At 67.6% G+C, this 13,133-nt stretch carries 13 protein-coding genes and 1 pseudogene; 5 read left to right on the plus strand and 9 right to left on the minus strand.

Features of this window, described 5'->3' with window-relative positions:
* Window positions 1-494 precede the first annotated feature (494 nt).
* From sigM to trxA, 4 genes are all read left to right on the plus strand, one after another.
* Entirely contained in the window at window positions 495-1,178 is a 684-nt protein-coding gene (sigM, locus tag ACWD6P_RS03555) for an RNA polymerase sigma factor SigM (protein WP_451442336.1), read from the plus strand.
* Window positions 1,175-2,104 carry a hypothetical protein gene (locus tag ACWD6P_RS03560; RefSeq protein WP_451442337.1) on the plus strand — a complete coding sequence of 310 codons (930 nt, stop codon included), beginning with the start codon at window positions 1,175-1,177 and terminating at the stop codon, window positions 2,102-2,104. The genes sigM and ACWD6P_RS03560 overlap by 4 nt, the downstream gene beginning before the upstream one ends.
* A gap of 113 nt (window positions 2,105-2,217) precedes the next feature.
* Entirely contained in the window at window positions 2,218-3,192 is a 975-nt protein-coding gene (trxB, locus tag ACWD6P_RS03565; protein WP_451442338.1) for a thioredoxin-disulfide reductase, read from the plus strand.
* Window positions 3,193-3,236: 44 nt separating this feature from the next.
* Window positions 3,237-3,563: a thioredoxin gene (gene trxA / locus ACWD6P_RS03570; protein ID WP_451442339.1), complete on the plus strand. Its 327-nt coding sequence runs from the start codon at window positions 3,237-3,239 to the stop codon at window positions 3,561-3,563.
* An 83-nt stretch (window positions 3,564-3,646) separates the two neighbouring features.
* Here trxA and ACWD6P_RS03575 read toward each other — a convergent pair whose 3' ends face one another.
* The 9 genes and pseudogenes from ACWD6P_RS03575 to rpmH all read right to left on the minus strand — a co-directional run bounded on the left by ACWD6P_RS03575 (window position 3,647) and on the right by rpmH (window position 10,487).
* Window positions 3,647-4,264: a GNAT family N-acetyltransferase gene (locus tag ACWD6P_RS03575; protein WP_451442340.1), complete on the minus strand. Its 618-nt coding sequence runs from the start codon at window positions 4,262-4,264 to the stop codon at window positions 3,647-3,649.
* Window positions 4,265-4,571: 307 nt separating this feature from the next.
* Complete coding sequence (locus tag ACWD6P_RS03580; protein ID WP_451442341.1) at window positions 4,572-5,669, minus strand: ParB/RepB/Spo0J family partition protein; 1,098 nt, start codon at window positions 5,667-5,669, stop codon at window positions 4,572-4,574.
* Complete coding sequence (locus ACWD6P_RS03585) at window positions 5,666-6,736, minus strand: AAA family ATPase (protein ID WP_451442429.1); 1,071 nt, start codon at window positions 6,734-6,736, stop codon at window positions 5,666-5,668. Before ACWD6P_RS03585 ends, ACWD6P_RS03580 begins: the two co-directional genes overlap by 4 nt.
* 307 nt (window positions 6,737-7,043) lie before the next feature.
* Entirely contained in the window at window positions 7,044-7,769 is a 726-nt protein-coding gene (gene rsmG / locus ACWD6P_RS03590; protein WP_451442342.1) for a 16S rRNA (guanine(527)-N(7))-methyltransferase RsmG, read from the minus strand.
* Window positions 7,770-7,906: 137 nt separating this feature from the next.
* Window positions 7,907-8,413, minus strand: coding sequence for a Jag family protein (locus ACWD6P_RS03595; RefSeq protein ID WP_451442343.1), 507 nt, complete (start codon window positions 8,411-8,413; stop codon window positions 7,907-7,909).
* A 14-nt stretch (window positions 8,414-8,427) separates the two neighbouring features.
* Window positions 8,428-9,552 (minus strand): membrane protein insertase YidC, encoded by a 1,125-nt coding sequence (yidC, locus tag ACWD6P_RS03600; protein ID WP_451442344.1) that lies wholly within the window; start codon window positions 9,550-9,552, stop codon window positions 8,428-8,430.
* Between the two features lie 3 nt (window positions 9,553-9,555).
* Window positions 9,556-9,873, minus strand: a complete 318-nt coding sequence (gene yidD / locus ACWD6P_RS03605) for a membrane protein insertion efficiency factor YidD (RefSeq protein ID WP_030412278.1) — start codon at window positions 9,871-9,873, stop codon at window positions 9,556-9,558.
* An 83-nt stretch (window positions 9,874-9,956) separates the two neighbouring features.
* Window positions 9,957-10,325 (minus strand): annotated as a pseudogene (gene rnpA, locus ACWD6P_RS03610) (ribonuclease P protein component); the annotation flags it as partial.
* A gap of 24 nt (window positions 10,326-10,349) precedes the next feature.
* On the minus strand, window positions 10,350-10,487 hold the full coding sequence (gene rpmH / locus ACWD6P_RS03615) for a 50S ribosomal protein L34 (protein ID WP_003949374.1): 138 nt from the start codon (window positions 10,485-10,487) through the stop codon (window positions 10,350-10,352).
* A 418-nt stretch (window positions 10,488-10,905) separates the two neighbouring features.
* Here rpmH and dnaA point away from each other — a divergent pair, with 418 nt between their 5' ends.
* Window positions 10,906-12,765 carry a chromosomal replication initiator protein DnaA gene (gene dnaA / locus ACWD6P_RS03620; protein ID WP_451442430.1) on the plus strand — a complete coding sequence of 620 codons (1,860 nt, stop codon included), beginning with the start codon at window positions 10,906-10,908 and terminating at the stop codon, window positions 12,763-12,765.
* The last annotated feature ends 368 nt before the right edge of the window (window positions 12,766-13,133 follow it).

Here is a 13,133-nt window from a genome sequence, read left to right on the forward strand (position 1 = left end):
GACAGCGCCCGTGATCATCCTAAGAGCTGTCCCGCAGTTCCTGGTCACAGGCGAGATGATCTCGCCTGACCGATGCCGGGTCCTGGGAATCCGTCGGCCGCAGCATGGAGTTCGCACGCATGAAATTCCAGACGAATTACAGGCCAGCCGATCCGGCACGAAAGCCAGTCAACATCGCGATGCGAAGCAGACCATGCCAGATAATCTCGCATCACGGCGATGAACAAACGACCGGAGAGATGAGCAGATGGCGACACCTGCACAGCTGACCCGCGGAGAATGAATGGCGTCTGTGCGGCCTCCGGAAATCCCAGGAAGGAGATCGCCCGCCTACGAATACCTGGCACTTCTCCCGACAGCTGCCTACCATGCGGTGTACGAGGTTGCTGCAAGCCCGTGGACTCATCACGTTGCGGTGCGACGGGTCGACGTCGCCGCCGGTGTCTTACCAGGTCAAGATTCCGAGGATCAGCCGCAGGGCAAGGGGGGTTTGGATGGGTGCGCGGGACGATTCTGGTGATCAGGACCTCCTCGCTCGCCATGTCGCCGGCGACCCCGATGCTTTCGGGGAGATCGTCCGGCGGCACCGCGACCGGCTCTGGGCCGTGGCACTGCGCACCCTGGGCGATCGCGAGGAAGCCGCCGACGCCGTGCAGGACGCCCTGGTCTCCGCCTATCGTGCGGCCCATACCTTCCGCGGCCAGTCCGCCGTGACGACCTGGCTGCACCGCATCACGGTCAATGCCTGTCTGGACCGGGCCCGCAAGGCCGCCTCCCGGCGCACCTCGCCCGTCGCCGAGACCGAGCGGCTGGAACAGCTGCTCGAACCCGAGGAATCCGCCGCAGTCCCCGCCGAGCGCAAGGATCTGCACCGGGAGCTGCTGAGTGCGCTGCGCACACTCCCGGAGGAGCAACGTGCCGCTCTGGTCCTCGTCGACATGCAGGGCTACCCCGTCGCGGAGGCAGCCGCGATCCTCGATATCCCGACCGGGACGGTGAAGAGCCGCTGCGCACGAGGCCGTGCACGGCTCCTGCCCTTGGTCACCCATCTGCGCGCTGACGGCGGGGGTAGCGAACCCGCGAGCAGGGGAAGGAACCGGGCGCAGGGGACATCCGTCCCACCGACGGCAGGACCGAAGGACACAGGTGCCGTGAAGGGCGGAGGTGGGCGAGCGTGACGTCGACGACCGGCACGGGTGAGCACCCGGAGGTCTCTGAGATCTCCGACCTCACGGACGGGCTGCTCTCCCCCTCGCGCACCACAGATCTGCGCGACCACCTTGCCGGCTGCGCGCTGTGCGAGGACGTCTATGCGTCCCTGGAAGAGATCCGCGGGCTGCTCGGAACGCTTCCCGGCCCGACGCGGATGCCGGCGGACGTCGCTGGGCGCATCGATGCCGCCCTCGCCGCCGAGGCGCTGCTCGACGCCACCACTCCCGGCGCCGGGGGACATGTTTCACGTGAAACAGCCTCTGCACCGGTGGTGGTTTCACGTGAAACCGATGCCGAGTCCCCCAGCCGCGGCACTCCGTCCACCCGGCCTGCTGGGCGGCCTCGTGGCGCCACCGGCCCCGGCCGCCGGGCACCGGGCGGCCGCTCCTCCCGTTCGCGGCGCTGGCCGCGCATCCTGCTCGGCACCGCGGCGGCCGCGGCGGTCCTCAGCTTCGGTGGCCTCCTGATCCAAAACGCCGCCATGGACCGCCCCCAGGCGCACAAGCAGGACCGGCCCACCGCGACCACTGAGAAGAGCCTGGGTGCGGCCGGCCTCACTGCCGCCAGCCTTGAATCACATGTCCAGGACCTGCTCGCCTCCAAGCGTTCGCACAAGTCGCCGGACATCGGTACTCGGAGCTCCCCCGAGACCCCGCTGCGGGGCAACGCCGACACCATTCCGTCGTGTGTCCGCCAGGGCATCGGGCGCCCTGAAGCGCCGCTCGCGTCCAGCCACACCCGCTACCAGGGCAAGGACGCCTTCCTCGTCGTCCTGCCGGATCCGCGCGATCTACGGCGTGTCTCGGCGTATGTCGTCGCATCCTCCTGCGTCTCCGCCACACCGCCGGTTCCCGGAAGGGTTCTGCTGTCGCACTCGTACCCGCGAGACTGAACGGCGGAAAGTGCGCTGTGCCACTCCGGGAATGCTCGCCCCTTAGGATCCGTTGGGTGGGGTGAGAGTTCCCAGGCCCCAGCAAGCAGTCGGCAGAGACAAGGAAGACACCCGTGAGCGACGTCCGCAACGTGATCATCATCGGCTCCGGGCCCGCGGGCTACACCGCAGCGCTCTACACCGCCCGCGCGTCCCTGAAGCCGCTGGTCTTCGAAGGTGCCGTCACCGCCGGAGGCGCGCTGATGAACACCACCGACGTGGAGAACTTCCCCGGTTTCCGCGACGGCATCATGGGGCCGGACCTCATGGACAACATGCGCGCCCAGGCCGAGCGCTTCGGCGCCGAGCTTGTGCCGGACGACATCGTCGCGGTCGACCTCTCCGAGGAGATCAAGACGGTCACCGACACCGCAGGCAATGTGCACCGGGCGAAGGCGGTCATCGTCAGCACCGGCTCCCAGCACCGCAAGCTCGGCCTGCCCCGTGAGGACGAACTGTCCGGCCGCGGCGTCTCCTGGTGCGCCACCTGCGACGGGTTCTTCTTCAAGGACCAGGACATCGCCGTCATCGGCGGCGGCGACACCGCGATGGAGGAGGCCACCTTCCTCTCCCGCTTCGCCAAGTCGGTCACGGTCGTCCACCGCCGTAGCGCCCTGCGGGCCAGCAAGGCGATGCAGGATCGTGCCTTCGCCGACCCGAAGATCAAGTTCGTGTGGGACAGCGAGGTCGCCGAGATCCACGGCGAGAACAAGCTCTCTGGTCTGACGCTGCGCAACGTCAAGTCCGGCGAGACCTCCGAGCTCCCCGTCACGGGCCTGTTCATCGCCATCGGCCACGACCCGCGGACCGAGCTGTTCAAGGGCCAGCTGAACCTCGACGACGAGGGCTACCTCAAGGTCGACGCGCCCAGCACCCGCACCAACATGTCGGGGGTCTTCGCCGCGGGCGATGTCGTCGACCACACCTACCGCCAGGCAATCACCGCGGCCGGCACGGGCTGCTCCGCCGCCCTGGACGCCGAGCGGTTCCTCGCTGCGCTGTCGGACGGCGAGGCGGTCGCCGAGCCGGACAAGACCGCTTCCGCCTGACCGCGCACCCAGCTTCCCAACACCCACCCACTAAGGAGATTGCCATGGCCGGCGCCACGGTGACCGTCACGGACGCCAACTTCGAAGAGGTCGTCCTCAACAGCGACAAGCCCGTCCTCGTGGACTTCTGGGCCACCTGGTGCGGCCCGTGCCGCCAGGTCGCCCCGTCCCTGGAGGCCATTGCCGCCGAGCACGACGAGATCGTCATCGCCAAGCTGAACACCGACGAGAACCCGGCGACCACCGCCAAGTACGGCGTCATGTCGATCCCGACGATGAACGTCTACAAGGGCGGCGAGGTCGTGAAGACCATCGTCGGCGCCAAGCCGAAGGCCGCGATCGAGCGCGACCTGGCGGACTTCCTCGCCTGAGTCACGCCGCTTGTTTCACGTGAAACGGGCCCGCCCTCATCGAGGGACGGGCCCGTTCTCCGTTTCACGTGAAACAGTCTTCCCTACAGCGGTCGCAGGGCCGGCTCCTTCTGGACAGCGCCCAGCAGACGGTCGAGCGCCAGCTCCACGTCTTCCTTCCATGAAATGGTGGTCCGCAGCTCAAGGCGCAGCCGCGGAAAGCGGGGGTGGGGACGTACGGTCTTGAAGCCCACCGCGAGAAGGTGATCGGCGGGCAGCACACACGCCGGCTCGGTCCAGCGGGCATCACCGAACGCCTCGATGGCCTTGAAGCCACGCTGGATGAGGTCCTTGGCGACCGTCTGCACCATCACTCGCCCCAGCCCCTGCCCCTGGTAGCCGGGGATCAGCCATGCTGTCAGCAGCTGCACCGCATCCGGCGACACCGGGCTGGTGGGAAAGGCGGTGGAGCGCGGCACATAGGCCGGCGGCGCATACATCACGAAGCCGACCGGCACCTCGTCGACATAGACGACCCGACCACAGGATCCCCACTCCAGCAGCACCGCCGAGATCCAGGCTTCCTTCTCCAGCTCGGGGCGCCCCGCCTTTACCGCAGCCTCGCCGCTGACGGGGTCGAGCTCCCAGAAGACGCAGGAGCGACAGCGCTTGGGGAGATCCGGAAGGTTGTCCAGCGTGAGCGGTACGAGCCGACGGCCCATGAACCCAGGTCCTCACTTCTCTCGCCTGCCGCACCACGAAGCGCCGTCAGCGCCACCTGCTCCCTGAGCAGACCACCGACAAACCCTCCGACGGCTGCGAGGCCGAACCCCGCCGCCAGCAGTCCGGTGCGGCTCACCGATCGCATGGCCCTCTCCTCGCTGTGAGGTGTCTCCACGTGGATCCGTGCCATACCCGAACGCATCGTATCCACCCTTTACGGGCACCGGTAGCACGAGAGAGCAAAGGGCGGGCCGTGTTCCGGTACGGACTCCGGAACACGGCCCGCCCAGGAGCCGACGCGTCAGCTCACTCGTCCTCGTTCTTCTCCTCGGCCAGCGACTGGCCCAGGACAGGCCCCTCACCGGGGGCAAGAGTCCCGAGGATGCGCTCAAGATCGTCTATCGAGGCGAACTCAACAACGATCTTCCCCTTCTTCTGCCCCAGGTCGACCTTCACCCGGGTCTCGAAGCGATCGGACAGACGGGAGGCGAGACCGGTGAGCGCGGGGGACACCAGGGCACCCGCACGGGGCCGCTTCGCCTTGCTCGCACTCTTGGGGGCCGAGCCCATCAGCTTCACGATCTCCTCGACCGTGCGCACCGACAGCCCCTCGGCCACGATGCGGTACGCCAGGTGGTCCTGCTCCTCCGTGTCCTCCACGGAGAGCAGGGCACGGGCGTGTCCCGCGGAGAGCACACCCGCGGCGAGCCGGTTCTGCACCGACGGCGAGAGGTTCAGCAGACGCAGCGTGTTGGAGACCTGCGGACGCGAGCGCCCGATCCGGTCGGCCAGCTCGTCATGCGTGCACTTGAAGTCCTTCAGCAGCTGGTCGTAGGCAGCGGCCTCTTCCAGCGGGTTGAGCTGTGCCCGATGAAGGTTCTCCAGGAGTGCATCGAGGAGCAGCTTCTCATCGTCGGTGTCCCGGACGATGGCGGGAATCTTCTCCAGTCCGGCTTCACGGGACGCCCGCCAGCGGCGCTCGCCCATGATGAGCTCGTACTTGTCCGAGGCCGTCTGACGGACCACCACCGGCTGAAGCAGACCCACCTCCTTGATGGAGGTGACCAGCTCGGCAAGGGCGTCCTCGTCGAAGACCGCACGCGGCTGGCGCGGATTCGGCGTGATCGCATCCAGCGGCACCTCGGCGAAGTGCGCACCGGCCACCTGCGACAGACCCGCCGCCTGCTCGGCCCCGGCCGGCGCTTCCGTTTCACGTGAAACATCGTGCGCCGGCAGCGACGTCACCTTGGCGGCCGCTACTCCTCTCCCCGGGGGCAGGACCGGTACGGACGACGGTGACGTCGCTCCCTGTCCCACCGCGGGCCCGACATGGTCCGTGCTCTGCGGTGCCGCGGGGATCAGCGCACCGAGCCCACGGCCCAGGCCTCTACGTCGTTCGCTCACTGAGTCCCCTCCGGGATGCTGTGCTGTGCTTCATAGTTGACGCTGAGGCCCTGGCCCCCGGTCTGCGGGACCCCACGCAACGCGATCTCTCGGGCCGCTTCGAGATAGGAGAGCGAGCCGCTGGATCCCGGGTCATAGGTGAGCACTGTCTGCCCATAGCTGGGTGCCTCGGAGATGCGCACCGAGCGGGGAATGCTCGTACGGAGCACCTCATGGCCGAAGTGGTTGCGGACCTCATCGGCGACCTGGGAGGCCAGCCGGGTGCGCCCGTCGTACATCGTGAGCAGGATCGTCGAAACATGGAGCTCGGGGTTGAGATGGCCCCGCACCAGGTCGACGTTCCGCAGCAGCTGGCCCAGCCCCTCCAGCGCGTAGTACTCGCACTGAATCGGGATCAGTACCTCGGCTCCGGCGACCAGGGCATTGACGGTCAGCAGGCCGAGCGAGGGCGGGCAGTCGATGAAGATGTAGTCCAGCGGCTGTTCATACGCCTTGATGGCGCGGTCCAGCCGGCTCTCGCGGGCCACCAGAGAGACCAGTTCGATCTCGGCACCGGCCAGATCGATCGTGGCGGGCGCACAGAACAGCCCCTCCACATCCACGACCGGCTGCACCACGTCGGAGAGTGGCTTGCTCTCCACCAGCACGTCATAGATCGACGGCACCTCGGAGTGGTGGTCGATGCCCAGAGCCGTCGATGCGTTGCCCTGGGGGTCGAGGTCGATCACCAGGACCCGTGCTCCGTGCAGGGCCAGTGAGGCCGCCAGGTTCACGGTGGTCGTGGTCTTACCGACCCCACCCTTCTGGTTGGCAACCACCATGACCCGAGTCTGTTCAGGCCGGGGCAGCCCCTCACCCGCGCGGCCGATTGCCTCTACCGCCAGCTGAGCTGCACGACCGATCGGGGTGTCGTCCATCGGGGGCGGCGTTTCACGTGAAACGTCGTCCCCGAACGACTCGCTACGGGGACCGGGGACCGGATCGGTCATCGGTCCCGCGATGTTGGCGTCGGACCGCAAGGATTCACTCTCCTCGACATCAGGCTCGCAATGTTCAGAGCCTGCCATGCTTTCGGTGTCGTGAACCAGTGAGGTCCGTTCTCCTGTGGACGAATCCACAGCTGTGGATAGATCCGTGACCCTTGTGGGCTTACGGTCGCGCGGCTCGGCGGCCGCACGACCGCGACCGATGATCCCTTGCAGCAGAGAACGACGTTTCACGTGAAACACGATGCCAGCGTCGCGCCTGAATTAGCCGCGACACTCCGTCTTGTGTCGTTTTGATGGCATTTACGGAATTCGCCCGTTCCCCTATTTCACGGAACGGCTCACCCCTTGCATCAATGCCGGTCTGTTCAGCTCCGGCGCAAAGACATCAGCGTCGGCGCCCCCTCGACGCACGGCTGACGCGGGCCGCCTTCGCCCGCTTGGCCGCGAAGCGCACACCGCCGGGGCTCTCCCCCACCTCGACCCGCACCACCGTCGTCGGCGGGTCCACAATGCCCTCGCCCACCTGCACCACCGAGGTCTCCACCACACCGAGCTTGCTCAGCGCCGCTCGGGCACCCTTGAGCTCCTCCTCCGCGGCATCACCCTTGAGCGCCAGCATCTCGCCGTAAGGACGCAGCAGCGGAACACCCCACCCGGCCAGCCGGTCGAGCGGAGCGACGGCACGCGCGGTCACCACATGCACCTGCGGAAGCTTGCCCATGACCTCCTCGGCTCGCCCTCGCACGACCGTGACGTGGTCAAGACCGAGCAGCTCGACGACTTCCTGGAGAAAGGTCGTCCGCCGCAACAGCGGCTCCAGGAGCGTGATCTTCAGATCCGGACGTACCAGCGCCAGCGGGATACCGGGAAGCCCAGCCCCCGAACCCACATCGCAGACCGAGACGCCTTCCGGAACCACCTCGGAGAGCACCGCACAGTTCAGCAGATGCCGCTCCCACAGCCTCGGCACCTCACGCGGGCCGATCAGCCCTCGCCTCACGCCCGCGTCGGCGAGCAGCTCGCCGTACCGCACGGCCTCCGGAAAGCGCTCACCGAAAATCTCCTGCGCCGCCTTCGGCGCAGGAGGAAGCTCCGCTGCTGCCTCCGTCACGGGAACCGCCCTTCCTCTGGACTGCTTTTCCTGCCGGGAACCCGGGCCCACTCACCCGGAATAACACAGAACGCTGACAACTTTTGGCCCCGCCTGCGAGCAGACGGGGCCAAAGAAAAAACGGACGTACTGAGCGGTCAGGCCGGGAGGACGACCACTCGGCGCTCCGGCTCCTCGCCCTCGGACTCGCTGCGCAGCCCGGCCGCGGCCACGGCGTCGTGGACGACCTTGCGCTCGAACGGCGTCATCGGGTCGAGCTTCACCGGCTCACCGGTGCCCTTGGCCTCCTCCGCCGCCTTCGCACCGATCTCCGTGAGCTGCTCGCGCTTACGCGCCCGGAAGCCGGCGATGTCCAGCATCAGACGGCTGCGGTCACCGGTCTCCCGGTGCACGGCCAGCCGGGTCAGCTCCTGCAGCGCCTCCAGCACCTCACCGTCACGGCCCACCAGCTTCTGCAGATCGCGGCTGGTCGAGTCGCTGATGATCGACACCGCGGCGCGATCGGCCTCGACGTCCATGTCGATGTCACCGTCGAGGTCGGCGATGTCCAGCAGACCCTCGAGGTAGTCGGCCGCGATCTCGCCTTCCTGCTCCAGGCGGGTCAGGGTGTCGGTGCCCTCGGCGGCAGGGTTCGTGTCCGTCACGAAAGGACTCCTTCTTACTTCTTCGACGGGTGCTTGGGGCGCTGCTGGCCCTTGCGCTGTCCGGACTTGGTGGTACGGGACCCGGAGGCGCCGCCCTTCTCCTCGCCGTTCTGCGCGTCCTTCTTCTCCAGCGACTGCTTCTTCGCTCCGCCCTGAGCAGCGCCCGCCGCCCCGGCACGCGTACGCTGCGCGCCGCCGGCCGGAGCACCACCGGTCTGCCGCTTGGCCTTCGTCTGGCGCTTGGGCTGCTGGCGGTTCTGACGCGCCTCCTCGGCGGCCTGCTTCGCCGCGATCTCGGCCGGGTCCTCGACGATCTTGCCCTTGGCCCGCAGCCGCTCCTGACGCTCCTCGAACGCCTTGCTGCCCGGAGTCGGGTTACGACGGATGACGAACATCTGCTGGCCCATGGTCCACACGTTGGTGGTCAGCCAGTAGACGAGAACACCGACGGGGAAGTTGATACCGAAGACGGCGAACATGACCGGGAAGACGTACATCAGCATCTTCTGCTGCTGCATGAACGGCGTCTTCACCGTCAGGTCGACGTTCTTGGTCATCAGCTGGCGCTGGGTGAAGAACTGCGACGCCGACATCAGGACGATCATGATGACCGTGACCACGCGGACGTCGGTCACCGAAGCGCCCAGGTTCTGGATCTTCTCCGCGCTGTCCATGAACTTCGCGGCCAGCGGAGCGCCGAAGATGTGAGCCTTCTGCGCGCTCTCCAGCAGAGGCTGGTCGATGACACCGACGACCTTGTTCTGCGCGATGTGGTTCAGAACCTGGTACAGCGCGATGAAGAAGGGCGACTGGGCCAGAATCGGGAGACAGCTCGAGAGCGGGTTGGTGCCCGTCTCCTTGTAGAGCTTCATCATCTCTTCGGACTGGCGCTGCTTGTCGCTCTTGTAGCGCTCCTGGATCGCCTTCATCTTCGGCTGGAGCGCCTGCATGTTCCGCGTCGCCTTGATCTGCTTCACGAAGAGCGGGATCAGGCAGATACGGATCAGCACCACCAGCGAGACGATGGACAGACCCCACGCCGCGCCACTGTTCCGGTCAAAGATCAGGCTGTAGAACGAGTGGAACTGGACGATGATCCAGGAAACGGCGTAATAGAGAGGATTCAGGATCGTGTCCACGAATCAGGCTCCTTGGGCGTTGGGCTGAGTCTCGGGCTGGGCGGCGGGCTCATGGACAGCAGTCCCACCCAGGCGGCTCCTCAGCCGCTGGTGCCAAACCGGACGCTTCCGGGGAGGGACGTGGTCGACGCCACCGAGCGACCACGGGTTGCAGCGCAGGATGCGCCAAGCCGTCAGCGCAGTCCCTTTCACCGCGCCGTGCCGGTCGATGGCCGTATAGCCATAGTGCGAGCACGACGGGTAGTACTTGCAGACCGGGCCCAGGAGAGGGCTGATGGTCCACTGATAGATCTTGATCAAAAGCAGCAGCGGGTACTTCACTGTGCGCTCCCTCCCGGGTCCCGGGCGGGGTTCCGGGGGCCCTCGGCGGAGCCGCTGGTCGCAGCCCCTGCGGGATTGCAGCCTCTCGGCACCCCTCCCAGCAGCCGCTCCAGGGCGGCATCCAGGTCGCGGGCCAGCTGGTCGTGATCCGCATCACCTGCGCCGGGCAGGGCCCGTACGACAACCAGGCTACCGGCGGGCAGCCGGTCCAGCCGGTCGCGCAGGAGATGGCGAAGTCGCCGCTTGACCTTGTTGCGCACGACCGCGTTGCCAACGGCCTTGCTCACGACGAAACCCGCACGCGCCGGGGGAACGCATTCCCCCGCTGCGTGCGGGTCCGTTGCACCGCTACGACAATGAACGACAAGGAGCGGGCGCCCGGCCCTGCGTCCCCGGCGTACCGCGGTCGCAAAGTCCTCGCGCCGCCTCAGCCGATTTTCGGTAGGCAGCACGTCATGGACCTAGGTTCAGGCTGCTCAGGCCGACAGGCGGGCGCGACCCTTGCCACGGCGGGACGCGAGAATCGCGCGGCCGGCACGGGTCCGCATGCGCAGACGGAAGCCGTGGGTCTTCGCACGACGGCGGTTGTTCGGCTGGAAGGTGCGCTTGCTCACTCGGGGGCTCCAGGAATGCTTGTTGTCTCAAGGTGAGACAGATGTGGGGCGTCGTTGGCTGTCACCGTGCGCCCACGAGTAGCTCGCAACGCCTAAGTGCACCGCTTCACGATCACCAGAGCGCGATCTTTGCCCATCGGAGGCAGGCGGCAGCAGCCATCGACAACTCGACCTGGTCACGGTACGCGCGGCTACGCCATCCGGTCAAACCGGCTCCTCGGCAGCACGAGCAGCCTCCCGCCAGGACACACTATGCACAGCCTGTGGACAACAACTTGAATCCCCAGGCCCGCCCTGACTACCGTGGCTGAACTCCGATTCCTTCCCGCCCGTCCTGAGAATCACACATTCGTGGGACTGTGAGAGAGCGTGCCCTGTGGCTGATGTACCTGCCGATCTTGCCGCAGTGTGGCCCCGCGTGCTCGACCACCTCCTCCGGGCGGAAGCCGACGGCCTCAAGCCCAAGGACCAGGACTGGCTCAAGCGCACCCAGCCGCTGGCACTGGTCGCCGACACCGCGCTGCTCGCCGTCCCCAATGAATTCGCCAAGGGCGTGCTCGAAGGCCGGCTGGCGCCGCTGATCGGGGAGGCCCTCAGCCATGAGTGCGGCCGCCCGATCCGGATCGCGATCACCGTCGACGACTCCTCCGAGGAGCCCCCGGCGCCGTCGGCACCCACGCCTTCGCCGCACCAGCAGCCCCAGCAGCCGCACCAGCAGCAGCCCCCGCACCACCAGCAGCCGCACCAGTCACCGCAGCAGCACGATGCGTACGACTACGAGCGGCGCCACGACACCCGGCAGGGCTACGGGCACCAGGGCGACGACCTGCCCGGCGTGCGGCCCGCCTACCCGGACTACCAGCAGCCCCGGCACGAGCCCGGCTCCTGGCCGCAGCACTCCAACATGGCCGGCGGCCCCGGGCCGCGTGACGACTACGGATGGCAGCAGCAGCACCTCGGCGGGTTCCCCGACCGCGACCCCTACGCCTCCCCGTCGTCCTCGCACGTACCGCAGCACCAGCAGCCGCAGAACGACTACCGTGCGCAGGCCCCCGACCGCAGCGCGCCGCCGCAGCACTCCGACGGCGGGCGCTCGCCGTACGAGCAGCAGCGCCGCGATCTCACCGAGCACCAGTCCGGCGGGCACAACGGCCGTTCCGGTCCCGGGGCCGGACTGCCCGCGCCCAGCGGTGCGCCCAGCCCGCTCGCCGCGCAGCCCGCGCCGGCGACCGGCCCCGGTGAGCCGACCGCGCGGCTGAACCCGAAGTACCTCTTCGACACCTTCGTCATCGGTGCCTCGAACCGCTTCGCGCACGCCGCCGCGGTCGCCGTCGCGGAGGCTCCGGCCAAGGCGTACAACCCCCTGTTCATCTACGGGGAGTCGGGCCTCGGCAAGACCCATCTGCTGCACGCGATCGGGCACTACGCGCGGAGCCTGTATCCGGGGACCCGGGTGCGGTACGTGAGCTCGGAGGAGTTCACCAACGAGTTCATCAACTCCATCCGCGACGGCAAGGCGGACGCGTTCCGCAAGCGCTACCGCGACATGGACATCCTGCTGGTCGACGACATCCAGTTCCTGGCGAGCAAGGAGTCGACGCAGGAGGAGTTCTTCCACACCTTCAATACGCTGCACAACGCCAACAAGCAGATCGTGCTCTCCAGTGACCGGCCGCCCAAGCAGCTGGTCACCCTGGAGGACCGGCTGCGCAACCGCTTCGAGTGGGGCCTGATCACCGACGTCCAGCCGCCCGAGCTGGAGACCCGGATCGCGATCCTGCGGAAGAAGGCGGTGCAGGAGCAGCTGAACGCGCCGCCGGAGGTGCTGGAGTTCATCGCGTCCCGGATCTCGCGCAACATCCGCGAGCTGGAGGGCGCGCTGATCCGGGTCACCGCGTTCGCCTCGCTCAACCGGCAGCCGGTCGACCTGGGGCTGACCGAGATCGTGCTGAAGGACCTGATCCCCGGGGGCGAGGACGCCGCGCCGGAGATCACCGCGACCGCGATCATGGCCTCCACCGCCGACTACTTCGGGCTGACCATCGACGATCTGTGCGGCTCCTCGCGCAGCCGCGTCCTGGTGACCGCCCGCCAGATCGCCATGTATCTGTGCCGCGAGCTCACCGATCTCTCGCTGCCGAAGATCGGCGCGCAGTTCGGCGGCCGGGACCATACGACCGTGATGCACGCCGACCGCAAGATCCGCGCGCTGATGGCCGAGCGGCGCTCGATCTACAACCAGGTCACCGAGCTCACCAACCGCATCAAGAACGGCTGAGCCCGCCGGCCAGCTCCGCAGTCGCATCCAGGGCGTCCCGGGACCCGCTCCCGGGACGCCCTTCGTCGTACGCGGACGGTGGCGTCCCCTCCGTAAGCCCTCCCCGGCCTGTCCGGAAGCCCTCCCCGGCCTGTCTCCGGCCCGTCCCAGACCTGTGGAGCGCGGCGGCCGTGTTCGATTCCGTGCCTGGTCACGGCCTCTCTCCACAGATTGGGCAAGATTCTTCCGTCCACACCCTGGGGAGAGGAAAGTTATCCCTGTGGGATCCACAGGCTGCTGTTCTGACGGGGCATCGGGGGAGGTCAGCAGCGTGTGGATTTGTGGCCAACCGCTCTCCACAGGGTGTGGACAGAGATTTCGTCCACAGG

The organism is Streptomyces sp. NPDC002446 (assembly GCF_053595675.1).